At 52.6% G+C, this 24,345-nt stretch carries 24 protein-coding genes, 2 pseudogenes and 1 other annotated feature; of the genes and pseudogenes, 7 read left to right on the forward strand and 19 right to left on the reverse strand.

The genetic code is table 11. From position 1 onward, the window contains the following. The 6 genes from uhpC to ivbL form a co-directional block, all read right to left on the reverse strand. The coding region (uhpC, locus tag QZF50_RS05515; RefSeq protein WP_290388833.1) for an MFS transporter family glucose-6-phosphate receptor UhpC at positions 1 to 1,013 on the reverse strand (1,013 nt) is incomplete at its 3' end. 9 nt (positions 1,014 to 1,022) lie between these two features. Next, the gene (gene uhpB, locus QZF50_RS05520; protein WP_001295243.1) at positions 1,023 to 2,525 is read right to left on the reverse strand and encodes a signal transduction histidine-protein kinase/phosphatase UhpB; all 1,503 of its coding nucleotides are present in this window, start codon (positions 2,523 to 2,525) and stop codon (positions 1,023 to 1,025) included. Further along, complete coding sequence (gene uhpA, locus QZF50_RS05525) at positions 2,525 to 3,115, reverse strand: transcriptional regulator UhpA (RefSeq protein ID WP_000633668.1); 591 nt, start codon at positions 3,113 to 3,115, stop codon at positions 2,525 to 2,527. Before uhpA ends, uhpB begins: the two co-directional genes overlap by 1 nt. A gap of 74 nt (positions 3,116 to 3,189) precedes the next feature. Next, positions 3,190 to 3,480, reverse strand: a complete 291-nt coding sequence (gene ilvN / locus QZF50_RS05530; RefSeq protein ID WP_001181713.1) for an acetolactate synthase small subunit — start codon at positions 3,478 to 3,480, stop codon at positions 3,190 to 3,192. A gap of 3 nt (positions 3,481 to 3,483) precedes the next feature. Further along, positions 3,484 to 5,172 carry an acetolactate synthase large subunit gene (gene ilvB / locus QZF50_RS05535; protein ID WP_000168480.1) on the reverse strand — a complete coding sequence of 563 codons (1,689 nt, stop codon included), beginning with the start codon at positions 5,170 to 5,172 and terminating at the stop codon, positions 3,484 to 3,486. A gap of 105 nt (positions 5,173 to 5,277) precedes the next feature. Further along, complete coding sequence (ivbL, locus tag QZF50_RS05540; RefSeq protein ID WP_001315912.1) at positions 5,278 to 5,376, reverse strand: ilvB operon leader peptide IvbL; 99 nt, start codon at positions 5,374 to 5,376, stop codon at positions 5,278 to 5,280. A gap of 564 nt (positions 5,377 to 5,940) precedes the next feature. Here ivbL and tisB point away from each other — a divergent pair. Continuing rightward, a complete protein-coding gene (gene tisB / locus QZF50_RS05545) occupies positions 5,941 to 6,030 on the forward strand; it encodes a type I toxin-antitoxin system toxin TisB (RefSeq protein ID WP_000060506.1) in 90 nt (29 codons plus the stop codon). A gap of 262 nt (positions 6,031 to 6,292) precedes the next feature. Here the strand turns inward: tisB and ysdE are convergent, their stop codons facing one another. Then, positions 6,293 to 6,367: a protein YsdE gene (gene ysdE, locus QZF50_RS05550; protein ID WP_211180519.1), complete on the reverse strand. Its 75-nt coding sequence runs from the start codon at positions 6,365 to 6,367 to the stop codon at positions 6,293 to 6,295. An 81-nt stretch (positions 6,368 to 6,448) separates the two neighbouring features. On the opposite strand from ysdE, the gene emrD reads away from it, so the two are divergent. Beyond that, positions 6,449 to 7,633, forward strand: a complete 1,185-nt coding sequence (emrD, locus tag QZF50_RS05555) for a multidrug efflux MFS transporter EmrD (RefSeq protein WP_000828746.1) — start codon at positions 6,449 to 6,451, stop codon at positions 7,631 to 7,633. A gap of 7 nt (positions 7,634 to 7,640) precedes the next feature. On the opposite strand, the gene QZF50_RS05560 is transcribed toward emrD, so the two are convergent. Genes QZF50_RS05560 through QZF50_RS05570 form a run of 3 tightly spaced genes read right to left on the reverse strand, consistent with a single transcriptional unit; the run spans position 7,641 to position 8,834 of the window. Continuing rightward, positions 7,641 to 8,138, reverse strand: a complete 498-nt coding sequence (locus QZF50_RS05560) for a radical SAM protein (protein ID WP_000148063.1) — start codon at positions 8,136 to 8,138, stop codon at positions 7,641 to 7,643. After that, positions 8,135 to 8,497 (reverse strand): DUF202 domain-containing protein, encoded by a 363-nt coding sequence (locus QZF50_RS05565; RefSeq protein WP_001113432.1) that lies wholly within the window; start codon positions 8,495 to 8,497, stop codon positions 8,135 to 8,137. Before QZF50_RS05565 ends, QZF50_RS05560 begins: the two co-directional genes overlap by 4 nt. Beyond that, positions 8,487 to 8,834: a YidH family protein gene (locus QZF50_RS05570; protein WP_000703959.1), complete on the reverse strand. Its 348-nt coding sequence runs from the start codon at positions 8,832 to 8,834 to the stop codon at positions 8,487 to 8,489. The genes QZF50_RS05565 and QZF50_RS05570 overlap by 11 nt, the downstream gene beginning before the upstream one ends. 108 nt (positions 8,835 to 8,942) lie before the next feature. Here QZF50_RS05570 and yidI point away from each other — a divergent pair. Then, positions 8,943 to 9,391 (forward strand): annotated as a pseudogene (gene yidI, locus QZF50_RS05575) (protein YidI). 46 nt (positions 9,392 to 9,437) lie between these two features. Here yidI and QZF50_RS05580 read toward each other — a convergent pair. Both QZF50_RS05580 and QZF50_RS05585 read right to left on the reverse strand, forming a co-directional pair. Further along, the gene (locus QZF50_RS05580) at positions 9,438 to 10,931 is read right to left on the reverse strand and encodes a sulfatase-like hydrolase/transferase (RefSeq protein WP_000828483.1); all 1,494 of its coding nucleotides are present in this window, start codon (positions 10,929 to 10,931) and stop codon (positions 9,438 to 9,440) included. Continuing rightward, a complete protein-coding gene (locus tag QZF50_RS05585) occupies positions 10,928 to 12,643 on the reverse strand; it encodes a solute:sodium symporter family transporter (protein WP_001087147.1) in 1,716 nt (571 codons plus the stop codon). The genes QZF50_RS05580 and QZF50_RS05585 overlap by 4 nt, the downstream gene beginning before the upstream one ends. A 166-nt stretch (positions 12,644 to 12,809) precedes the next feature. Here QZF50_RS05585 and QZF50_RS05590 point away from each other — a divergent pair, with 166 nt between their 5' ends. Beyond that, positions 12,810 to 13,703, forward strand: a complete 894-nt coding sequence (locus QZF50_RS05590) for an AraC family transcriptional regulator (RefSeq protein WP_001380156.1) — start codon at positions 12,810 to 12,812, stop codon at positions 13,701 to 13,703. On the opposite strand, the pseudogene QZF50_RS05595 reads toward QZF50_RS05590, so the two are convergent. Then, positions 13,700 to 14,514: pseudogene (locus QZF50_RS05595) on the reverse strand (hypothetical protein). The gene QZF50_RS05590 and the pseudogene QZF50_RS05595 overlap by 4 nt on opposite strands. Beyond that, positions 14,514 to 16,130 (reverse strand): PTS sugar transporter subunit IIB, encoded by a 1,617-nt coding sequence (locus QZF50_RS05600; RefSeq protein WP_000952127.1) that lies wholly within the window; start codon positions 16,128 to 16,130, stop codon positions 14,514 to 14,516. The pseudogene QZF50_RS05595 and the gene QZF50_RS05600 overlap by 1 nt, the downstream one beginning before the upstream one ends. Positions 16,131 to 16,425: 295 nt before the next feature. Here QZF50_RS05600 and QZF50_RS05605 point away from each other — a divergent pair, with 295 nt between their 5' ends. Continuing rightward, on the forward strand, positions 16,426 to 17,142 hold the full coding sequence (locus tag QZF50_RS05605; RefSeq protein WP_001315913.1) for a GntR family transcriptional regulator: 717 nt from the start codon (positions 16,426 to 16,428) through the stop codon (positions 17,140 to 17,142). Here QZF50_RS05605 and QZF50_RS05610 read toward each other — a convergent pair. The 3 genes from QZF50_RS05610 to ibpA form a co-directional block, all read right to left on the reverse strand. Continuing rightward, positions 17,139 to 18,800, reverse strand: a complete 1,662-nt coding sequence (locus QZF50_RS05610) for a putative transporter (protein WP_001279752.1) — start codon at positions 18,798 to 18,800, stop codon at positions 17,139 to 17,141. The two genes, QZF50_RS05605 and QZF50_RS05610, sit on opposite strands and share 4 nt — an antisense overlap. A gap of 196 nt (positions 18,801 to 18,996) precedes the next feature. Continuing rightward, the gene (gene ibpB / locus QZF50_RS05615; RefSeq protein ID WP_001243431.1) at positions 18,997 to 19,425 is read right to left on the reverse strand and encodes a small heat shock chaperone IbpB; all 429 of its coding nucleotides are present in this window, start codon (positions 19,423 to 19,425) and stop codon (positions 18,997 to 18,999) included. A 111-nt stretch (positions 19,426 to 19,536) separates the two neighbouring features. Then, a complete protein-coding gene (gene ibpA, locus QZF50_RS05620; RefSeq protein ID WP_001243437.1) occupies positions 19,537 to 19,950 on the reverse strand; it encodes a small heat shock chaperone IbpA in 414 nt (137 codons plus the stop codon). Beyond that, positions 19,944 to 20,016: a sequence feature (ROSE (Repression Of Heat Shock gene Expression) occurs in the 5'-region of heat shock genes and acts as an RNA thermometer to modulate expression.), on the reverse strand. (Overlaps the previous gene by 7 nt.) A gap of 239 nt (positions 20,017 to 20,255) precedes the next feature. On the opposite strand from ibpA, the gene QZF50_RS05625 reads away from it, so the two are divergent. Next, positions 20,256 to 20,588, forward strand: a complete 333-nt coding sequence (locus QZF50_RS05625; protein WP_000620888.1) for a YceK/YidQ family lipoprotein — start codon at positions 20,256 to 20,258, stop codon at positions 20,586 to 20,588. Position 20,589: 1 nt separating this feature from the next. On the opposite strand, the gene QZF50_RS05630 is transcribed toward QZF50_RS05625, so the two are convergent. Continuing rightward, entirely contained in the window at positions 20,590 to 21,804 is a 1,215-nt protein-coding gene (locus QZF50_RS05630; RefSeq protein WP_001355848.1) for a DUF3748 domain-containing protein, read from the reverse strand. A 100-nt stretch (positions 21,805 to 21,904) separates the two neighbouring features. Here QZF50_RS05630 and cbrA point away from each other — a divergent pair, with 100 nt between their 5' ends. Then, on the forward strand, positions 21,905 to 22,969 hold the full coding sequence (gene cbrA, locus QZF50_RS05635; protein ID WP_001298958.1) for a colicin M resistance lipid reductase CbrA: 1,065 nt from the start codon (positions 21,905 to 21,907) through the stop codon (positions 22,967 to 22,969). Here the strand turns inward: cbrA and QZF50_RS05640 are convergent. Beyond that, positions 22,966 to 24,303: an MFS transporter gene (locus tag QZF50_RS05640; RefSeq protein ID WP_000253455.1), complete on the reverse strand. Its 1,338-nt coding sequence runs from the start codon at positions 24,301 to 24,303 to the stop codon at positions 22,966 to 22,968. The two genes, cbrA and QZF50_RS05640, sit on opposite strands and share 4 nt — an antisense overlap. Positions 24,304 to 24,345: the final 42 nt, after the last annotated feature.

Raw genomic sequence — 24,345 nt, forward strand, 5'->3', positions numbered from 1 at the left:
AGCCACAGGGAGCCGACTGAAAGCAAAATTCCGGCGGCGAAAATCAAATTCATCGGCCCTCGGTTGCCGTTAAACAATTTGTCCGAGCCCCAACCCGCTACCAGCGCACCGATAAATCCACCCAGTTCAAACATCGTCACTGCCGTATTCGCCGTGACCAGATCGACGCCCAGCGTCTCGGACATATACAAATTGCCCCAGTCGTTGATCGCCGCCCGGACCACATAGACCAGCACATAGCAAAACGAAAGCAGCCAGATATACGGATTCAGCAACACATATTTGGTGAGGATCTCTTTACGCGTCAGCCCTGCCCCTTCTTGTTGTTGAGCTATCTCCAGCGCGTCGTGTCGCCATTCACCGACCGCCGGTAAACCTAACGCCTGCGGGCGATCGCGCAGCCGCCAGCAGAGAAAAATTCCCACGACGATCGCCATACAACCAGCAATCATCATCCCGGCACGCCAGCCGTAATGTAGTGCAGCCGCTGCCATCACAATGGGAATGAGTGCGCCGCCGACGTTATGCGCCGTGTTCCATAATGCCCACCAACCGCCGCGCTCGGTACGAGAATACCAGGCGGTTAACAGACGCGCACACACCGGTGAACCCCAGCCCTGGAAAAAGGCGTTCAGCACCCAGAGTACGGCAAACGCCCATAGCGACGTCGAGAAGCCAAACAGAATGTTGATAATGCCCGTGGCGATAAGCCCTATCCCCATAAAATAACGGGCATTTGAGCGATCGCTGACAATGCCGGAGACAAACTTCGACACGCCATAGGTAATGTAAAACAGGGTCGCTAACAGGCCGATATCGCTACGGCTGAGCACGCCGTTAGCAAGGATTTCTGGTACCGCGGCGTTAAAACTTTTCCGCGTGAAGTAAAACAGCGCGTAACCCAGCCAGATGGTCAGCAGAATATGCCGACGCCAGTAGCGATAGCGGGCATCAATTTCATATTTATCAGTCATTAATGGCGCATCGGCAGGCGCTTTCAGAAACGGCAACATCATCAAACCTTAGACATAGCGTTGAGGTAGAGAAACGCTGACACGCGTGCCGTGCAGACAGGAAATGTGTAATGTGCCACCCAGCGCCGTTACGCGCTCGCGCATTCCGGTGAGGCCAAAACCTTGTTGCCCGGAACCCGGCGGCAAACCGCTGCCATCGTCTTCAATAACCAGCATCAACCGTTCATCCTGCTGCCAGCCTTGCAGCGTGACCGCGCTGGCATCAGCATGTTTCACAATGTTGTTCAGCCCTTCCTGGCAGACACGAAACAGCGTCACGCGCTGGTTTTCACTTAATGCTGATTCATCGATTCGCCATTCGAGATGGCTGACAATACCGCGCCCTTCCAGCTCCATTTCCCGCATCAGTGAGCGGATGGCCTGCTCCAGGGTGAGATCATCCAACTGGCGCGGACGTAACCGACCCAACAAACGGCGCACCGCGTCGTAAACGCCCAGCGATAGTTGTTCGATGAGCTGCCCGCTCTGCTTCACGCTGGCGTTATCTGCCGCCAGCCGCTGAACAATGCCCGCCTGAGTACGAATAGCAGTGATGGTCTGACCGATATCATCATGCAGCTCACGCGCCACATCACGACGCACGCTCTCTTCGGTTTCCAGCAACCGTTCAGCCAGATGCTGATTGCGCGCCAGTTCCTTTTGCAGCGACTGGTTAAGTTCACGCAACCGCTGGATGCCAGCGCCCAGTAACAACCCTGTCAGACTTTGCACCAGCAACGAGAGCAATAAATCCACCGGATGATCGCGCCAGGTTTGACTGGCGATCAGCGCGATGGCGTTCATCAACGTCGCGATCAGCGCCCCTTGCCAACCGTAGTGCCAGGCCAGCGCGATAATCGGCAGCGCCAGGCAGAATGGCGTAAAGCGCGACAGTTCGTCCGGCAATCCCAACTGGAGCCAGAGACTAATAACAAACAACAGCAAGTACCAGACCAGATGCCGCCCGCGCCAGTTGATCGGTTGAGAAACCAGTGACGGGCCGAGCGGCAGCCAGGTGTTATTGGCGAGATAGTGCCAGAACACCAGACATATCGGGGCCAGCGTCAGGCCGCCAGTTAAAGTCAGCAACAGCGCATTCCACGACTCTTTGCCGTGCCAAAGCCAGGGCAGCGACTGCAACAACGCCGCCGCCGTTAACGCCGCCCCCTGTAACAGCAAGGTGCGCCAGTCACGCTGATGGCGATAGCGCGAGATCAGCGCTACGGGCAGTAACGTCAGTAAACTACCGATCATCAATAACGGAAAATGGGTTAAACCGACCGCCTGCGTTAGCCAGTAAATCAGCAGCCATTCCGCACCCAGCAATACGGGCCAGTATCCGCGCGGGCATTGCAGCATTAGCCCTAGCCGCAGACCAAACGGAAATAACAGCACCGCCATATCAGGGCGCTCAACCAGGTGCAGGCTGATACTCCACAGGCAAAACCATGCGGCAGAGAAGATAAAAAAGCAGGCAATAACGGTAATTAAGCGGGAGAACAACGTCTTCATCACCAGCCATCAAACATGCGGCGCGCCAGTTCTACGTCGTTACTGACGCCCAGTTTTTCCATCAGATTGGCGCGATGGACGTGTACCGTTTTCGGTGACAAGCCCAGTTCGGCGGCAATCTCTTTCACCGCCATTCCTTGCGCCAGTTTTTCCGCCACCTGGCGTTCACGTTTGGTCAGCGGGTCCTGACGACCGGATGCCAGTTTAATGGCAATATCCGGCGTCAGATAACAGCCGCCCGTAGCAACCGTATGCACCGCCGCAATCAGTTCGTCAGGGCTACAGCGTTTGGAGAGAAAGCCGCGCGCCCCCGCGTTAAGCGCCTGCTCAACCAGCGCCGGACTGTCATGAACAGAGAGCATTATTGTCGCCATACCTTTCGGCAGCTGGCTTAGCAGTTCCAGACCGGAGATATCGGGCATGGAGATATCGCAAATACACACCTGCACACCGCGCCCCGGCAGCCCCGCCAGCGCCTCGCGCCCCGAACCAAACTCGGCAACTACCTGCAAATCAGGTTCCAGCCCCAGCAGCTGCGCAAAGCCGGAGCGGACGATGAGGTGATCGTCTATAAGGGCAACGGTGATCATGGTCTTGTCCTGGCGGGTAAAAAAAAACGCGCTTACCTTAACGATAAGCGCGATGTTGTTCAAGCCTTGAGCGGTTACTGAAAAAACACCGCGATCTTGTTAAACATCGTCGGATCGGACTGATTACGCTGCACTTTCACGACATCTTCCAGCTTATCGATTTGGCTTATCATCTGCTCCAGACGCTGGTCGTCATTGACCAGTAGCCAGATATGGCTTTTGTCGCTGTCCTGAATCGGCAGACAAAGAATGCCTTCAACGTTAAAAGCGCGGCGGGCAAAAAGGCCACAAACGTGGGTCATTACGCCCGGATGGTTGCGAACGGTGAGCTCCAGAATTACGTTGTTATGAGTTGTGTTTTGCATGGCTTATTCCCCCACCATTTCAGTATTCGCCGCACCTGGCGGCACCATCGGGTAAACTTTTTCTTCGGCATCAATGCGCACATGGATCAGCGCCGGGCCAGGGCGATTGATGATTTCCTGCAATGCAGCCTGCGGATCGGCTTCGTTATTCAAATCACAGGTTTCGAGGCCGAATCCGGCGGCAATCTGCATAAAGTTGATTTTGCCCGGATAGGTGGCGGCAAAAACGCCTTGCTCGTAGAACAGACTCTGTTGCTGATGCACCAGCCCCAGCGCTTCGTTGTTCATCAGAATGATTTTGACATCCAGCTGATTTTCACTGGCGGTCGCCATCTCCTGAATATTCATCATCAGGCTGCCGTCGCCGGAGAAACACAACACTTTGCGATCCGGGTTCGCCAGCGCCGCGCCAATCGCCGCAGGCAGGCCAAAACCCATCGTGCCCAGCCCACCGGAGGTCAGCCACTGGCGTGGGCGATTGAGCGGATAAGCTTGCGCGGTCCACATCTGATGCTGACCCACATCGGTGGTGATAATCGCATTGTCATCGACACAGGCGGCAACGGCGTTGATCAGGCCGTAATGGCTTAATGGATCGCACGCTTTCGGGATTGGACACGGGAATTCGCGCTGCAAATCCGCTACCAACTGGTGCCACTCTGCACGCGGTTGCGCTTCCACCTGCGGGATCAATTGCGCCAGCACGTCATCAACATCCGCCTGAATCGCCACATGCGGCTGCTTGATTTTACCCAGCTCTGCGCGATCGATATCGACATGAATAATTTTGGCATTCGGACAGAACTGCTCGGTTTTGCCAATCGCCCGGTCATCAAAACGCGCACCGAGCACTATCAACAAATCCGCCTCCTGCAAAATATAGTTGGTGCTGCGCACGCCGTGCATCCCCAGCATACCCAGCGACAACGGATGCGCTTTTGGCAACATGCCCAGCGCCATTAAAGTCATGGTGGTAGGCAGTTGCGCTTTCTCCGCCAGTTCACGCACCCGTGCGGGCGCATTGATCACACCGCCGCCCAGATAAAGCACCGGGCGTTTGGCAGCGTTAATCATCGCCGCTGCGTCACGAATGCTTTCTTCGCTAAAGGCGGGGGCGGCGGCTTTTTCTGCCATAGCGGGCTGTGTTTCAATCTCAAAAACTGCCGTTTGCACATCCTTAGGAATGTCTATCCACACCGGGCCTGGGCGGCCTGATTGCGCAATGCGGAAGGCATCGCTCATGACCTGCGGGAGTTCTTCGATATGTCTGACCAGATAGTTGTGTTTGGTGATGGGGATAGAGATGCCGTAGGTGTCCACTTCCTGGAAGGCGTCGGTGCCGATCATCGAGGCGGGAACCTGACCGGTGATGCAAATCAGCGGGATGGAGTCCAGCCGCGCATCGGCAATGGCGGTCACCAGGTTAGTCGCACCCGGTCCGCTACAGGCCATACAGACCGCCGGTTTACCGTCGGTGCGCGCCATCCCCTGAGCGATAAATCCCGCGCCCTGTTCATGACGGGCCAGAATATGGCGGATTTGCGTGCTTTGGCTTAAGGCATCGTAAACAGGCAGGATAGAACCGCCCGGAATGCCCGTCACAATCTTAATGCCCTGCTGTTCCAGGAAATGAACGATAAATTCTGCGCCGGTAAAGCGCTTACGCGTCGATGTTGTGCCCGAACTTGCCATGCTCCAGTCCTTTTCTTCTGGGCCGACTTTCCGGGAGGTGCTTAAACGAAAAACCCCGCCCGGTTTGCGCCGGCGGGGTTTTGGAATCGTGTGTTGTTCCAGTCCCTACGGCGCATTGCCGACGACCACCACCACACGCACGACGACCACTGCGGCGGATAGCGCAGTTGGTAGTAGTTTTGCGTTGAACATGGAAGTAGTCATTGGGGACCTTGTTGGTTTTGTGTTTAACAATATTTATACAAGCACAGCTTTACAGGGGAGACAATGGAAAATTTTTCAGCAAGGGAAAATTGAGGGGCTGATCACGTTTTGTACTGAATTGCAGGTAACAAAAAACCCCGCCGGAGCGAGGTTTCATCAGCCGCCTGCGGCTGGTAACCGCAAAGCACACTGTATTATGTCAACACTGAAAGTATACGTGTTCCGCGCAGAACGCGCAATTTCGGCACGAATTTTGACGTATTTAGGGCATAGTTGAGTATCGATCACAGTTTGCGTTTTGTCCAAATATTACTGTTTATTTATACAGTAAACTTCTATAATATCACTGTACGCAATGTGTTATGCGGGGGCCGCATCGTTACCCGGCGCACTAAGTCCTGGCTGAAACGGGTGGTGCCGTCAGCGCCTTAACCCCGCGTGAGCACACTGTGTTATGTCAACAAGCACAACGTTTCTCCTTAAGATACCGCGTGCACAACAGCTGGCAACAGGCAGCGGAAAGGTACGTCAGCTGGCAGTGCTCCTGAACCACAGGAGACGCGTATGAGCCTGGTGGATATCGCCATTCTTATCCTCAAACTCATTGTTGCAGCACTGCAACTGCTTGATGCTGTTCTGAAATACCTGAAGTAATTCAGATTCAAGTCGCACCAAAGGGGAGCGGGTAACCGCTCCCCTTTTATATTTAGCGTGCGGGTTGGAGTTGGGGGCTTCTTCTACCAGCAGAATGTTTGCACCTGCGCTGCCTGTGCCCCTCACCCTAGCCCTCTCCCCAAAGGGGCGAGGGGACCGTCCCGTGCAATGTTTAGCTCATTTTCTGAAAGGGAACGGTGGTTTCCCCCTCGCCCCTTTGGGGAGAGGGTTACAGTTCGCACGTAATCCCTCCCGGCAACATTTATTGCCGCTTTTGTTTACATATTCTGCCGCTAAACAATTCCCCATTCCTGGCGTATATCTGGCTAACATTCATCAATGTGATAGATTCCTCTCCCGCATTTATGGGAATGCGTAGTGACTTATTCTAGTTATTTTTATAAAAGCATCCGTGATAATGAAAAGGCAAAGAAACGTCAATTTGTTATTGATGTTGGTATTACTCGTGGCCGTCGGTCAGATGGCGCAAACCATTTATATTCCAGCTATTGCCGATATGGCGCGCGATCTCAACGTCCGTGAAGGGGCGGTGCAGAGCGTAATGGGCGCTTATCTGCTGACTTACGGTGTCTCACAGCTGTTTTATGGCCCGATTTCCGACCGCGTGGGCCGCCGACCGGTGATCCTCGTCGGAATGTCCATTTTTATGCTGGCAACGCTGGTCGCGGTCACGACCTCCAGTTTGACGGTGTTGATTGCCGCCAGCGCGATGCAGGGGATGGGCACCGGCGTTGGCGGCGTAATGGCGCGTACTTTGCCGCGAGATTTATATGAACGGACACAGTTGCGCCATGCTAACAGCCTGTTAAACATGGGGATTCTCGTCAGTCCGTTGCTCGCACCGCTAATCGGCGGTCTGCTGGATACGATGTGGAACTGGCGCGCCTGTTATCTCTTTTTGTTGGTTCTTTGTGCTGGTGTGACCTTCAGTATGGCCCGCTGGATGCCGGAAACGCGTCCGGTCGATGCACCGCGCACGCGCCTGCTTACCAGTTATAAAACGCTTTTCGGTAACAGCGGTTTTAACTGTTATTTGCTGATGCTGATTGGCGGTCTGGCCGGGATTGCCGCCTTTGAAGCCTGCTCCGGCGTGCTGATGGGCGCGGTGTTAGGGCTGAGCAGTATGACGGTCAGTATTTTGTTTATTCTGCCGATTCCGGCAGCGTTTTTTGGCGCATGGTTTGCCGGACGTCCCAATAAACGCTTCTCCACGTTAATGTGGCAGTCGGTTATCTGCTGCCTGCTGGCTGGCTTGCTGATGTGGATCCCCGACTGGTTTGGCGTGATGAATGTCTGGACGCTGCTCGTTCCCGCCGCGCTGTTCTTTTTCGGTGCCGGGATGCTGTTTCCGCTGGCGACCAGCGGCGCGATGGAGCCGTTCCCCTTCCTGGCGGGCACGGCTGGCGCGCTGGTCGGCGGTCTGCAAAACATTGGTTCCGGCGTGCTGGCGTCGCTCTCTGCGATGTTGCCGCAAACCGGTCAGGGCAGCCTGGGGTTGTTGATGACCTTAATGGGATTGTTGATCGTGCTGTGCTGGCTGCCGCTGGCGACGCGGATGTCGCATCAGGGGCAGCCCGTTTAAGCGCACGTCACCGCAGCATCGTCATCAGCTCCATGGGAGAACGATGCTGCTTTATCAGATCACGCATCACCCGCATATGCGGTGCGGAGTAAGAATAAAACGCCTGATAGCCCGCACAAAGCACGCTGTCTGGCGTCTCCTGGCGAGCGTGCGGGCACAGGCGATGCCAGTCGCACGCCTGGCAGTCACGGCGCGGTTGCGGGTTTTCGCTGCCACACCATTTTTGTAAGGTGGCGTCAAAAAGCTCAATCGAGATACGACTGATATCTGCCCGCACCCAACACTCGAACAGGGCAATTAAAAATTTCCCCCACAGCTCTGCTGTCACCGAAGCGGCCGTCAGATCGCCCCGGTCATCAAATTCAAGATAGGGAATGAGCTGTACGGAGCGGATGCCCCGCTGTTTGAAATTGTGATAAAAATCGGCAGGTTGCAGAGCATCCTTGTACTCTACAACCAGTTTATGCCTGTCCTCTTCAGCATCAATGACCTGACTTCCTGTCATGCGACTCTCTCAATAAATACGATAAGTTGATGTATATGCGTTACAGCAAACAGTATTGCGAGAGATAACACCGCGAGGGAGATCAAAAATTTGTCACGGACTACGTGAAATTGGGAAAAATCGCTATTCGTGACATCCATTAAATTGCGATTACGGGTGTAGTGCCAGAGGATCAGCGCCACGATGGCGAGAATGCCAATCGAAATCCAGAATAACATGCCCGCCTGGTGCCAGTTGTGTTTGATAGCCAACGCCATCAACGCGCCGTAGCCCAGCATGGTACGAAACCACGCCAGTGATGTGCGCTCCGGCTGCAGTCCTGGGTCGGCAATGCGTCTGGCTTTGCGGCTATCCGGCATACAACACCAGTCCCATAACGATCACCGCCACGACCATCAATATTAAGCTAATGATTAATAAGCTGTTGGTGTAGGGCAGGTCCTCTTTCAGACGCATCGCTTTTTCATTGCGTAACCAGCGCAGGTAGCCATACATCGCTAACCCGCCGGAAAACAGACACAACAACAACGCCAGCAGTTCACGAATGACGGGCGTGGCGAAATCTGGCGCAAGTTGATCAAGCCCAACCCCCGCCGCCAGAAATCCTAGTGCGGTACGGATCCACGCCAGAAAAGTACGCTCATTAGCCAGCGAGAAGCGGTAATCGGGCGCTTCTCCAAGGCGGGAAATTTTCATTGTTGCTCCTTTGCAATTTCACTAACGCTCTACCTTTAGCGGTTTTTTTTAAGAATTTCGTCCGCCCGTTTCCTGATATGCTTTCGCCATCCGCTACAAGGAGGTCAGATGGGTATCATAGCTCAAAATAAAATCAGTTCATTGGGCATGCTGTTCGGTGCCATCGCTTTAATGATGGGGATTATCCACTTTTCATTCGGCCCTTTTTCCGCACCACCGCCAACGTTTGAAAGCATCGTGGCGGACAAAACGGCTGAAATTAAAAGAGGTCTTCTCGCCGGAATAAAAGGCGAAAAATTACCACCGTGGAGAAAAAAGAGGACGTAGATGTCGATAAAATCCTCGATCAAAGCGGTATCGCACTGGCCATTGCTGCGCTACTTTGCGCATTTATTGGCGGTATGCGTAAGGAAAATCGCTGGGGCATTCGCGGCGCGCTGGTTTTTGGCGGCGGGACGCTGGCTTTCCATACCTTGCTTTTTGGTATCGGCATCGTGTGCAGCATTTTGCTGATATTCCTGATTTTTTCCTTCCTGACCGGCGGTTCACTGGTTTAAGCAGCCTGAATAATGCCCGCCGGGTGTTCATCAGCGGGCATTATCGTCAGAACTTCTGTTTTTTCTCTTCCACTTTCACTCCTTGCGTCGGTAGGCCGGTGTCATAGTCACGTACCACCGGCGAATAGCCATCTTGTGGGCGTGGACGAAATGCCCCCATCCAGCGCGGCAGTGCATCTTTACGCCACGGACGCAGGCTCCATTGGTAACTGCGGAACGGATCGCGAATTTTGTCCATGTAATCCAATAAGGCGTCATGCATTTTGCTGCGAACGTCTGCAAAACGGATATCATCGATCAGGTTATGCATTTCATTTGGGTCATTACGGCGATCGTAAAGTTCATCACTGGTGAAGAGGTTGAGTACCAGTTTAAAGTCATCCGTCACCCAGCAACGCACCGGAATAAAACCGCCAAAGCTGTCATGCTCAATCTCGTAGCGGTTAAATTCCACCATTACACCGCGTGGCTCTTTCACGGCAAGGATATTTTCCCCCGGCAGAATCTCTGGTTTTTCAATATCTGCCAGCGCCATCATTGTCGGCAGTAAATCGATATGACTGACTGGCGTATCGACCTGTCGCCGCTCCCCTTGCGGCGAACGGATGATCAGCGGAATACGGGTGATGTCGTCATACATCGCCGCTCCTTTACTGATCAGCTTATGTGCGCCCATCATTTCGCCGTGATCGGAAGTATAAATGACCCACGTATTTTCACGTTGCTCTGGCGTTAAGGCATTGATGACCCGTCCGATTTGGTCATCAACAAAGTCATTACAGGCAAAATAGAGCGGATGGTGATAAAGCCCGTCATCACCGACTGGCGATGGCATCGCCTGCGCCCATAAGCGGTGATGTTCCGGTTTGTTCGCCAGGTCATCCTGAGCTTTCTCGCCCAGATCGTAGTAAAAATCAGCGTATTTCTCTAAATACTCCACCGGACAGGTGAACGGGTGATGCGGCTCATCATACGAAACCACCATCAGGAAGGGTTCCTCGGCGCGCGCGGGCTGTTGCAGAAAATCTACCGCCCGATTGCTGATGCGGTGCGCCCAGGTGAAGGTTTCGTCGATATGGTTCGCCTGTAAATCCTCAACGCTGTTTAGGCCATTGCGCCACAGGCTGATCTCTTTTTCCGTCAGTTCGCTAAGGTAGTTCGCCCCATCGAACCAGTAATCAGCGTCCCACTCCGGCGGACACTCGCCAGTGCCGAAATAGTCATGACCGTCGAGATGCCATTTGCCGATGTAACAGGTGTGATAGCCGGCATCCTTAAAGTAGCGCCCCATAGTGGAGATGTTTTTGCCTGGCGCGACGTTGTTGGTCCACGGGCCGGACTGGTTAGCGTAGATACCGGTAAATAGTCCGGCGCGTGCAGGCGTACAAACCGGTGAACAGGTGTAGGCGGAATTAAAGCGAATACCTTCCGCCGCCAGACTATCAATATTTTGCGTATTCAGCGGTTTACCGCTATAGCAACCGACCATATTGGTGGCCTGGGTATCGGTCATGATGAACAGAAAATTGGGGCGTTTCATAGGCTATCCTTCGCGTCGGGAGTAAAGGTTACGGCTGGGTCGTGACGATGCCGCCAGCTGTCAAAAATCAGGTAGACAATCACTACGGCGGCAATGAAATAACTGATCATCGCTAACCAGCGCGTACCGTAGCCGCCGAATTCAGCCAGCCCGGCATAGACGCCAATCATCGCGAACAGGATGCCAATTGACGCGATCTTGACGTTTCTCCACGGTTTCATGTCCACCGCAAACGCATCTTTGAAGGTGAACGGCGTGGCGCGCGGTTTGATAAAACCGATCACCAGCATCACGACCACGTTGATGCAGAACGTACAGGCCAGCACATAGAGGAAATGGAAGTCGAACTTCACCAGATAGTTGATGGTGATGTAGCTGATTATGCCAATCCCCATCGCCACTTTTGCCGCCAGCGCCGGGATGCGCGGGAAGAAAAAGCCCATAATGATGATGGTAACCAGCGGCACGTTGTAAATGCCGTTGAGCTGTTTCATCCAGCTATACAGCCCCTGCGGCGCGTTGGCGATCCACGGCGCGACCAGCACCGAAACGATAGCGATAAAGAAACCAAATTTGCGCCCGACGGTGACCAGCTGCTGCGGCTCGGCATTCTGGTTAATGATGCGACGGTAAATACCCATACTGAATAACGTACTGGCGCTATTCAGAAAGCCGTTGAAGGTACTGATCACCGCACCAAATAACACCGCGCCGAAGAAACCCACCATTGGCACTGGCAGAACGTTATTGACCAGCGTCGGGTAGGCCATGTCGGCTTTCGGTAAATCCTGATACAGATGAAACGCAATCAACCCTGGCAGCACCAGTACCAGCGGGTCGAGCATTTTCAGCACCGCCGTTAACAGCGCCCCCTTTTGCCCTTCCGCCAGGCTTTTTGACGCCAGCGTGCGTTGCACGATGCCCTGATTTGTACACCAGTAAAAGGTGTTCACCAGAATCAAACCGGTAAATGCCGCGCCAATCGGCAAGGGATCGGTCGGGCCACCGATTGAGTTTAATTTCTCGGCGTGAACGGTGGTGAGTTGCTCAATGCCCTGCATAAAGCTGCCCTTGCCCATCGCGATCAGGCCAAATACCGGCACCATCAACCCGCCGATAACCAGCCCAATACCGTTGATGGAGTCCGCCACTGCCATTGCGCGCAGTCCGCCGATCACCGCATACAAAATTCCCGCCAGACCAAGCAAAATTACCAGTAGCCAGATAGCCGCACCGTGAGAAATCTGTAGCGATTCCCCGACGTGAAACAGGCTGTTGAGCGCCAACGCGCCGGAGTAGAGAACAATCGGCAGAAAGCAGACGCCGGTGGCAATGAGGAAGCAGAAGTCGATGATAATACGCGTCGTTTTATCATAACGTTCCTCCAGAAAATCGGGGATGGTGGCAATGCCGCGCTTCAGATAGCGCGGTAAAAAGATTAGCGCGAGGAAGATCAGCGTCACCGCTGAAGTCACTTCCCAGCCCATCACCGACATGCCGCTTTTGTAGGCCTGCCCGGAAAGGCCGACCAGTTGTTCCGTGGAAAGGTTGGTTAGCATTAACGAAGCGGCAATAACCGGCGCTTTTAGTGAACGTCCGGCAAGAAAATAGCCTTGTTGCGATCCGGTATCTGTTTTGCGGACCTTCCACCAGGTGATCACCGCCACCAGCAGCGTAAAACCGACAAAACTCAAGATTTGTAACGAATTCATCTCATAGCCCTTATTTATGTTTATGTCCCGGACGCATGAATATAGGGAGAGGTAAAATGCGTCGGGTCAGGCAGTCAGATTCTTAAAATACAAACGTCGTATCCCTGAACGGATTGTTTTCTGTTAAGTTCAGGTTGTGAGCATAATTCGCCGGAGGGATATTAAAATGAATGGAAAATTGCAAAGTTCAGATGTAAAAAACGAAACTCCGTACAATATTCCCTTATTGATTAACGAAAATGTGATCTCCAGCGGAATTTCTCTGATCTCGCTCTGGCATACCTACGCCGACGAGCATTACCGGGTGATCTGGCCGCGGGACAAGAAGAAACCGCTTATCGCCAACTCATGGGTTGCGGTGTATACCGTACAAGGATGTGGGAAAATTCTTTTAAAGAATGGCGAACAAATAACACTGCATGGCAACTGTATTATATTCTTAAAGCCAATGGATATTCACTCTTATCACTGTGAAGGTTTAGTCTGGGAACAGTACTGGATGGAATTTACCCCCACCAGTATGATGGATATTCCCGTTGGTCAGCAAAGCGTTATTTATAATGGCGAAATTTATAATCAGGAACTCACCGAAGTTGCTGAGTTAATAACTTCACCAGAAGCAATAAAAAATAATCTGGCAGTCGCTTTTCTGACGAAAATTATTTATCAGTGGATTTGTCTTATGTACGCAGATGGTAAAAAAGATCCACAACGGCGGCAAATTGAAAAATTAATTGCCACTTTACATGCCAGTCTGCAACAACGCTGGAGCGTAGCTGATATGGCTGCCACGATCCCCTGTAGCGAAGCCTGGTTGCGTCGTCTGTTTTTACGCTATACCGGCAAGACGCCGAAAGAATATTACCTCGATGCGCGTCTGGATCTGGCGCTATCGCTATTAAAGCAACAAGGAAACTCGGTTGGCGAAGTCGCTGATACGCTCAACTTCTTCGACTCCTTTCATTTCAGCAAAGCCTTTAAACATAAATTTGGTTATGCGCCGTCAGCCGCGCTAAAGAATACGGACCAGCACCCAACGGATGCCAGTCCACACAATTAACGTAACTCTGGCCAGTACGCTTTGTTGGCCTCCAGCAACTCATCCAGAATAGCTTTGGCGACCGAGGCGCTCGGTACCGTTTTCGACAACGTAATCGCCTGCCACAGGTGCTGATATGAACGCTGTTCCCAGGCGTCCACGACCAGTTTTTCCACCGCCACTTGCTGACTCATTAACCCTTTCTGAAACTGCGGGATATCGCCGACCACCAGTGGTTCAGGCCGTAGTAGCGCACGCGCATCTGTTTGCGATCTTGCAGCCCAACAATTTGCGCCATCCGGCTTTCAATACCGATTGGCATGTCACAGATGTTGAGGATTTTCGCATTCGGGCGCAGACGACGCGTGGCTTCTGCGACAATGGCTGCCGGGTTGGAGTAGTTGAGCATCCAGGCATTTGGTGAATATTTTTCCATATAATCCACCAGTTCCAGGACGCCGCCAATGGAACGCATGCCGTACGCTATTCCGCCGGGTCCGCAAGTTTCCTGACCAACAACACCGTGGCGCAGTGGGATTTTTTCATCCAGTTCGCGCATCGGGTACTTGCCGACGCGGATGTGCGCCATGACAAAATCAACGTCGCTGAACGCCACTTCAGGATCGGTGGTGTAACTAAACGCAATGTCCGGCGCTTTCTCTTTAAGGATGACTTTACAGGCTTCGGCAATCACTTCCTGCCGCGCGCCATCGTTATCATAAAATTTCAGTGCACGAAGCGGGAAACGCTCCTGATTCGCCAGGAGCATCAACACGATGCCTGGCGTAAAGGTGCTTCCACCGCCTGCGACAACCACTGAGAATTTGGTCATTATACTGCCTCCGTAATGGCAACATTTTCTGCTGATTGATGAGAATTAATTAAGCTATCGAGCTGTTCACGCAGCTGGGATACATGCAGACCAATGATCACCTGAATGGCATCGCCACTACGGAAGACGCCGTGCGCTCCCAGCTTTTTAAAGACTTCGTCATCCAGCGTTTGTGACATGTCATGCAGTGCAATGCGTAGACGCGTCGCACAATTGTTAATGCTGGAGATATTGCCGACCCCGCCCAGGGCTTGCAGGATACCGGCAGCCTGATCCAGCTCTTTTTTTGGCTCTGCCGCGGTGGTTTGGCCTCGCGAGGCTTTGTATTCGGCTTTTGAGTAGAGTTTCACTTCCGCATCTTCACGTCCCGGCGTGCACATGTTGAACTGCAGAATCAGTGTGCGGAAAACCACGAAGTACAGCAGGGTAAAGCACAACCCAATGGCGATTTGGGTCAGCATCATATCCGCGTGGTTGCTGAACATCGGGATCCAGTTTTGCGGTAAAACCTGGTCAATCAGACCTCCGCCCATGTTGCCCACCACACCAAAGAGATACATCACGGTCGACATTGAGGCCGCAAGCACAGCGTGTACCGCAAACAGCAACGGTGAAATGAACAGGAAGGTAAATTCCAGCGGTTCGGTAATTCCCACCAGCATGGCGGTTAAGGTTGCGGGAATCAGCAAGCCCGCCACTTTTACCCGATTTTCCGGTGCGGCAGTGAAGTACATCGCTAAAGAAATGCCCACGGCACCAAAGATTTTTGAGTTACCGTGCAGGGCAAAACCGCCTTCCGGGAACAACGATTTCAGCGGCTCGGCGCTCAGACTGAACTCTTGCAGATGCTGCGCCCAGTACATCTGAATGCCGCCTTCAACAGCTGCCGGACCAAAGATAAACGGTCCGTAGATGAAGTGGTGTAAACCGGTTGGGATCAGAATACGTTCGAGGAAGGTGTAAACCCACACCCCAAGCGCACCCGCCGAACGCAGGAACGCTTGCAGAGATTCAATCCCCATTTGTACTTTTGGCCAGCCGAGCAACGTCAGCCAGGCACAGGGGATCATCACCAGGAAGGCGATAATCACCACATAAGACGTCCCCTGGAAAATGCCGAGAAAAACCGGCAGTTTTTTATCGAACAGACGGTTATGCAGCGCCGTCACAATGCCGGAAATGATAATTGCGCCGATAATGCTGGTATCGAGGGTTTTAATCCCGGCCATCATTGTCAGACCGCTACCTGCCACCGCGTCCTGAGTGAAATCGACGCCGAAGTAGCTTCCCCAGGTCATTCCCATCGCGTTGATGAAATAGTTCCAGGTCAGGAAACTCACCATCACCGCCAGACAAGCACGCCCCTGCGCTTGCTTAGCAAGGCCAATGGGTAAACCGACAGCAAAAATCAGCGGCATATTACGGAACACCGTCCAACCGCCCTCTTCAATAATGTGTACGATTTGCGCGAATAAACTGTTCGGATCGGTCAGTGATTCCCCGACAAACATCGGGTTTTGCAGCAAGATGGCAAGACCCACCACAATCCCGGCGAAGGGAAACAGCAGCACTGGCGTGAACATCGCGCCGCCAAAGCGTTGAATTTGACTGAGCATTTCCACATCCTCTTTTCTCAATTCTGTAAGTAGGAAGCCTGATTGGTTATGCGGCAGGCCTGGAGCGAGGATAGGAAGATGCGATCGGCAGAACATGACGACCCAATGGGATTCGTGATCGCTTTCATGCTTTTCGTTGGGCGGTAGAGATCTACGTTTTCGCGAAAAAGTAGACATCTGTGAGCACAGGTACACAGCATCGAACACATCTTTAAAAAAAAGATGTTTTTTCAATCGATTAAGCAGAACTTGTGGGCGCATTACCCGTGCTTGCAGGCAAAAAAGAGATCTAGAGATGATCTACAAAAGCATTGCGGAGCGGTTAAGAATTCGACTTAATTCCGCAGATTTCACGCTAAATAGCCTTCTTCCCGGTGAAAAAAAGTTGGCGGAAGAATTTGCGGTATCGCGGATGACCATCCGTAAAGCCATTGACCTGCTGGTAGCGTGGGGATTGGTGGTCCGCCGCCACGGCAGCGGCACTTACCTGGTGCGCAAAGATGTACTGCATCAAACCGCCAGCCTGACCGGGCTGGTGGAGGTGTTAAAACGGCAGGGAAAAACGGTCACCAGCCAGGTGCTGATTTTTGAAATCATGCCTGCGCCTCCGGTCATTGCCAGCCAGTTACGGATTCAAATCAACGAGCAGATCTACTTCTCCCGTCGCGTTCGTTTTGTGGAAGGGAAACCGCTGATGCTGGAAGACAGCTATATGCCGGTAAAACTGTTCCGTAATCTTTCGCTGCAACATCTGGAAGGGTCGAAGTTTGAATATATTGAACAAGAGTGCGGGATTTTGATTGGCGGTAATTATGAAAGCCTGACGCCAGTGCTCGCCGATAGACTGCTGGCGCGGCAAATGAAGGTAGCGGAACACACGCCACTGCTGCGGATCACCTCGTTGTCATATAGCGAGAGCGGGGAGTTTTTGAATTATTCAGTGATGTTCAGAAATGCCAGCGAATACCAGGTGGAGTACCATTTACGGCGACTCCACCCGGAAAAGAGTTAACCGATACTCCAGAAGAGCACCGCCAGTAATTGGGGGGTGATAATGCGCAGGAACATCACTAACGGATAGACAGTGGCGTAAGAGAGCGCCGCCGCACCGCTGGTTGGATGAAGATTATTAGCAAACGCCAGCGCCGGAGGATCGGTCATGGAACCTGCCAGCATCCCGCACATGGTCAGGTAATTCATTTTGGCTAACATCCGCGCCAGAATGCCAACAGTAATCAGCGGAACGGCGGTGATCAGGGCACCATAACCAATCCAGCTTAGCCCTTCGCCATTGACCAGGGTATTCACAAAATCCCCACCAGATTTCAGACCAACGACCGAGAGGAACAGCACGATCCCCAGCTCCCGCAGCGCGAGGTTGGCACTTGGCGGCATAAACCAGTACAGCTTGCCGATACTGCCGATACGCCCGAGGATCAACGCCATAATCAGCGGACCGCCCGCCAGCCCCAGTTTCAACGCGGCCGGGAACCCAGGCACAAAGACGGGAATAGAACCTAACAATACGCCAAGCCCGATGCCAATAAACACTGGCAGCATCTGAACCTGTTGCAGTTTTTGCTGCGCATTCCCCAGCACATTGGCAACGGCATCAATTGCGGACGGACGCCCCACCAGATTGAGGATATCGCCGAACTGCAGGCTGATATCGCCACTGGCGACCAGTTCGACCCCGGCACGGTTCAGGCGCGAGATAACAACGTCATAGCGTTCTTTAAAGTGCAGGTCGCGAATACGTTTTCCGAGCACGTTTTCATTGGTGACCACCACACGCTCGACGCGCAAATCAGTGCCTTTCGTGGACAGCGAAGTATCGACCTCCTGACCAATCACCAGTTGCGCATTATGTAAATCCGCTGGCTGACCCACCAGATGCAGCAAATCGCCCAGTTGAATAATGGTATCTGGCGAAGGAACTTTTAGGGTTTCTTCGCGTTTCAGACGCGAGCAGATAATTTTGTCGCCGTTGAGAATCGGTACATCTTTAATGGCTAAATCATGCAGGTTAGGGTTCTCAACGCGAATATTGATAGTCTTGATCAGCGCGCCGCCATTGGTGCGTGAAGACTCGTGCTGCTGAGCTTCTGTCTCGACATTGACGCGGAAAATAACCCGCAACATCCACATGGTGAACAGAATCCCGCAAATGCCGAATGGATACGCCATCGCGTAACTCATCCCCATCTGATCGACCATTTCCATTGGTGTACCCAGGTCGCGCAAAATCTGCTGCCCTGCCCCCAGCGCTGGCGTATTGGTAACCGCACCGGAGAAAATCCCCAGCACTACCGGCAGTGGAATATCAAACAGTTTATGCAGGATGGCGGTAACCAGACCACCGATGATGACGATCAGAACAGCAAACAGGTTGAGGCGTAATCCGGAGACGCGCAATGAGGCAAAGAAGCCCGGCCCTACCTGAATCCCGATAGTATAAACGAACAGGATCAGGCCAAATTCCTGAATAACATGCAGCATATCGCTACTTAATGTCATCCCCGCCTGAGAAACAAAATGGCCGACGATGATCCCACCAAACAGCACGCCGCCAATACCTAATCCTATGCCGCGAAATTTGACATTGCCGATAAACAAACCGACGACTGCCACCAAAGCCAGAATACTGACCGTTAATGCTATATCACTCATCGTCCATTTCTCTTGAGATAACATTTTTAATTGCTACGGATTATGGCTGAATCGGTGAAGCAGATTTGCCTTATAGCGCACATTATCACGGGAAAGAACGTGCCGAAATATCTTAAACAGGCGAAATTTAACGCATTGTTGAAGAAGAAAGACAAAAAAAGCCCCACCAGAATGGCGGGGCAAAGAGAATAGCTAGTTAGCTATTTAACGCGGGACGTTCGCTGATAGCGATACGCTGCGCTGCGATGGGTTCAGGCTCATTACGAATTAAATCAATATGCAGTAAACCGTTTACGAAGGTTGCGCCAGAGACTTCCATATTTTCAGCCAGCGTAAAGCTCAGGCTAAATGGCTGATTCATAAGCCCTTGATGCAGCCATTTTTTCTCTTCTTTTGGCTGCTCCGGCGTGCCTTTTACGCTCAGGCGCGTACCTTCCAGTTGAATCTCTAAATCTTCCTGACGGAAACCTGCCAGCGCAAGGGTAATGCGGTAGTGGTTATCGTCGCTTTTCTCAATGTTGTACGGCGGGAAGCTCTGGCTTTCACCGGCGTTTTGCAGTGCGTTGGCCAGTTTGTCAAAACCGATCCATTGACGCATCAGTGGGGATAAATCGAAGTTACGCATAGTCATTTCTCCTTCTAAGAAGCGAGTAAGTACCTGCAAATCCGAAGATTCGCATATGCTCCCTGACGGCGAGCATGGAGATGTCAGGCCGCGCCAGGCGGCCTTAGGGAATTAGTTGATTTCGATACGGCGCGGTTTTTTCGCTTCCGGAATCACGCGTTCGAGATCGATATACAGCAAACCATTTACCAGGTTAGCGCCACGAACATGAATGTTCTCAGCTAACTGGAATTTGCGTTCAAAGTTGCGTTCAGCGATGCCCTGGTACAGATAGGTGCGCTCTTTTTGTTCGTCGGCGTGAGCACCTTTCACCACCAGCAGATTATCCTGGGCGGTAATTTCCAGTTCGCTCTCAGCAAAACCAGCCACAGCGATAGCAATGCGGTAATGGTTTTCGTCTACCAGTTCAACGTTATACGGAGGGTAGCCGCCATTACTCTGGCTCTGGTTGTTTTCTAAGTGGTTAAACAAACGGTCAAATCCAATAGCAGAACGGTAAAGCGGGGATAAATCAAAGTTACGCATAATCAATAGCTCCTGAAATCAGCGAGAATGTAAGACCTTCCACAATGGACAGGTCAGGTAGCCAGAACACCCATCAGGCGCGTCCTCATCGGCGACGATGTAAAAATGGGTCTGGAAATGAACTTTTCAAGCCTTATCAGCGGACTTTTTTTTGCAGTTTATGGTCTATTGCATAGACTGAGGGGGCAGCACGAAACGTTAAAGTGCGATAGCCGCCACAGTGCGACGTAATGATGATGTTATTTTCAGCAAGGGATCGCTATAACTCATCAGGCCAACACCCACGATCAACAGATGAATTTATTATGATAAGAAATGTGTTGTTAGCGTTCATGATATGCAGCGGAATGACATTACTCGGAGGATGCTCCAGCGTGATGTCCCATACCGGAGGGAAAGAAGGAACGTATCCCGGCACCCGCGCCAGCGCAACCATGATTGGCGACGATGAAACCAACTGGGGCACTAAGTCGCTGGCGATTCTCGATATGCCGTTTACCGCTGTGATGGACACGCTTTTACTGCCGTGGGATGTGTTCCGCAAAGACAGTTCGGTGCGCTCACGCGTTGAAAAAAGCGAAGCCAACGCGCAAGCCACCAATGCGGTTATTCCACCGGCCAGAATGCCTGATAACTGATTTAGCGATCAGTTTCGGTGATCCACAGCTGGCCGCCTTCCATCCACGCCAGCCACTGACCATCCGGCGAGAAGACCACGGCGTCCGCAGAAGGTGGATTGGCGTGGTTTTCGGTTAAATACTCAACCTCGCCGCTTTGCGCATGGGCACAAGCAATTCGATTATCCAGCACAAAGCCCAACCATTCTCCTGACGGATGCCAGTTAAATGCAGACTGAATATCCGTTTTGTTATGGGTTAACTGGCGCGGCTCGCCGCCCTGTGGCGAGATAAGCCACAGTTGCACAATGCCGTTATCATCACGCATTAAAAACGCGATTTGCGTACCCTGCGGATTACAGCGCACCCAGTGGCGCGGGACGTTGACTAACCCCGGATAAGCCCGATGGTGGGTAAAGGTTAAACGTCGCTGCACGACGCCGCGCGGTGGCGCGGGCAGGGTGGTTTCCGTTCCACTTAACGGCGCATCACCTGCTGCTTTCCAGCTAGCTTCATCTTGCGGTAACTCAACGATAAACAGCTCCGGCACTTTCTCGCCCTTTGGCGAAAGTGTGTCGCCAATAAACGCCAGCGCGTGATTTCCTACCCATCCTTCTTCATAAGCACGATTGATTTCATCACTGCCAGGCTGCGGTGTGGGCGTGGTTTTGCTCACCAGTACGCACCAGTGGCTACCGCTGTATTCACGCGGATGCTGCTTTTGTACGTTGACCGGGCCAAACGGTGCGGCAACACCGACGTTTCGCAAATCCAGCGCCGGATCGAGTTCATGCATTACATGGTCGTTATAGGTAAAGCTCACCCTTTCTCCGTTCGGGCTAAAGACATGCACATGGCTGCCGCCGCGCAGCGCTCCTGGCGTATACGGCGCGGTAATATCCATTGCATCGAGATTGCTCACCTTGCCGCCTTCAGCAATGACTCCGCGTCGATGATGGAAGTCGTAATGCCATGTTTCATCAGGATTTTCCGGGCCATGGATGAAAACATATTTCTCTGACTTCGGATGAACGGTCACCACGCCGACGTGTGCGCCCTGTGACGCGCGATAGATAACCTCGACCTCGCCGGTATGGATATTCACACGCTCAATGGTCTCGCCGGTAAACGACGCCCCAGAAGGACGCACGTCAAATACCAGCCACTGGCTGTCGGGCGTCCAGGTATTGGTATTGGTGAGCAGGTGATTACGGGGAGCAAAGGTTATCTGTTTCATGGCGCGGTCCTGATACAAAACGGGTCCCGCCATCATACTTCACAAGGACTTCACTTTCAGACAATAGTCTTTTGCCATCGTGATGAATGTGAGTGAAAAGATGGAACATTTCGACGTGGCGATTATTGGCCTCGGCCCGGCAGGATCGGCGTTGGCGCGAAAATTAGCAGGCAAAATGCAGGTGATCGCGCTGGATAAAAAGCACCAGTGTGGTACTGAAGGTTTCAGCAAACCTTGCGGCGGTCTGCTGGCACCGGACGCGCAGCGATCTTTTATTCGCGATGGACTGACGCTTCCTGTCGATGTGATCGCCAATCCACAGATTTTCAGCGTCAAAACTGTCGACGTCGCCGCATCGCTCACGCGTAACTACCAGCGAAGCTATATCAATATTAATCGCCATGCTTTCGACTTGTGGATGAAATCGCTGATCCCCACCAGCGTTGAGGTTTATCACGATAGCCTGTGCCGAAAAATCTGGCGTGAGGATGATAAATGGCATGTCATTTTTCGTGCAGACGGCTGGGAGCAGCATATTACCGCCCGCTATCTGGTCGGTGCCGATGGTGCCAACTCGATGGTGCGGCGACATCTCTACCCGGATCATCAAATCCGTAAATATGTCGCAATCCAGCAGTGGTTCGCAGAGAAACATCCGGTGCCGTTCTACTCCTGCATCTTTGATAATTCGATAACTAACTGTTATTCATGGAGTATCAGCAAAGACGGTTATTTTATCTTTGGCGGTGCTTATCCAATGAAAGACGGTCAGACGCGTTTCACGACGCTGAAAGAGAAAATGAGCGCCTTTCAGTTCCAGTTTGGTAAGGCGGTGAAAAGCGAAAAATGCACGGTGCTGTTTCCCTCACGCTGGCAGGATTTTGTCTGCGGTAAGGACAACGCCTTTCTGATTGGCGAAGCGGCAGGATTTATCAGCGCCAGTTCGCTGGAGGGGATTAGCTATGCGCTGGATAGCGCAGACATTCTGCGTGCGGTGTTACTGAAGCAGCCAGAGAAGCTCAATACCGCTTACTGGCGCGCCACCCGCAAACTGCGTTTAAAACTCTTCGGCAAGATAGTAAAAAGCCGATGCCTGACCGCACCGGCTTTAAGAAAGTGGATTATGCGCAGTGGTATGGCGCATATTCCACAGTTGAAAGATTAGCCAACGCGCTTCACATCGCCCACCAGCAGGATGTAAGAGAGCGCGCCAATCAACGCGACGGCGGAGATATAAACCAGTGCAGGTGCGAAACCGTAACCCTGCGCCAGGTACCCCACCACCAGCGGAACGGTGATGCCGCCCAGACCACCGGCGAAGTTAAACACGCCGCCGGTTAAACCAATCAGGCGCATCGGTGCCAGAGAAGAGACCAGCGACCAGGTAATCGAAGCAAAACCGTTGCCGAAGAATGCCAGCGCCATCAGGCACATAATCATCATCGGATCGTTGGTGTAGTTAGCGCCCATAATGCAGGTGGAGATCAGCAAGCCGCAGATAATCGGCGTTTTACGCGCAAAGCCCAGTGAAAAGCCCTTACGTACCAGCAGATCCGCGACCCAGCCAGAGAGCAGGACGCCGACAAACGCCGCGAGGAATGGCACCGTGGTCATAAAGCCTGCTTTCAGCGCCGTGATTCCTTTTTCCTGGGTTAAATAGTTCGGGAACCAGGTTAAGAAAAACCACAGTGTAGAAGCCACCGCAAATTGCCCAAGATAAACGCCGATCAGTTTACGATGGAACACCAGTTTCCAGTCTTTGGCTGTTAACGGCTGACGCGCCTCTTTCTTCACCGGCGCATCACCATCCACCAGACCGCCGCCATCACGAATGTAATCCAGTTCAGCTTTGCTGATACCTTTGGTCAGGCGCGGCGGCTGATAAACCTTAAACCAAATCAGCGACCAGATAATGCCGATACCACCAGTGACAATGAACACCCAGTGCCAGCTCAACATCTCCTGAATCCAGATCAGCAGCGGAGTCAAAAACGCCAGACCGACAAACTGACCAGACGTATAAAAACCAACGGCGGAAGCGCGTTCATGTTCCGGGAACCAGCTGGTCACCATCCGGTTATTGGTCGGGAAAGCGGGCGCTTCGAAAATACCGGTTATCGCACGCAGACCAATTAATGACATTAATCCCGTGGCAAAGCCCTGGAATAAAGTCGCCACTGACCAACCAAATATCGCAATAAAATAAGTCACGCGAGAACCTACGCGATCTAAAAACCAACCGCCGGGGATCTGGCATAGCGTATAAAGCCAGGCGAAGGCCGAAAATACATAGCCCATTTCCGCTTTCGTAATGCCGAACTCTTCCTGAATATGGGCGGAAGCCACGGCCAGGTTAGCGCGGTCAACATAACAAATGACCACCGTAATAAAGATCATCACCAGCGTCAGATAACGCCGACGCCCCGGCTTTGCTGCATTAACGGGAATATCCATAGCGAGCTTTCTCCAGATTTTGGGCATAGCGAAGCCGCTCACCATGCCCTGTAATTTACAGAGGGTTATATTTTTGTATTGCTGTTT

This window comes from uncultured Escherichia sp. (assembly GCF_948475835.1).
Taxonomy (GTDB): Bacteria; Pseudomonadota; Gammaproteobacteria; order Enterobacterales; family Enterobacteriaceae; genus ECMA0423.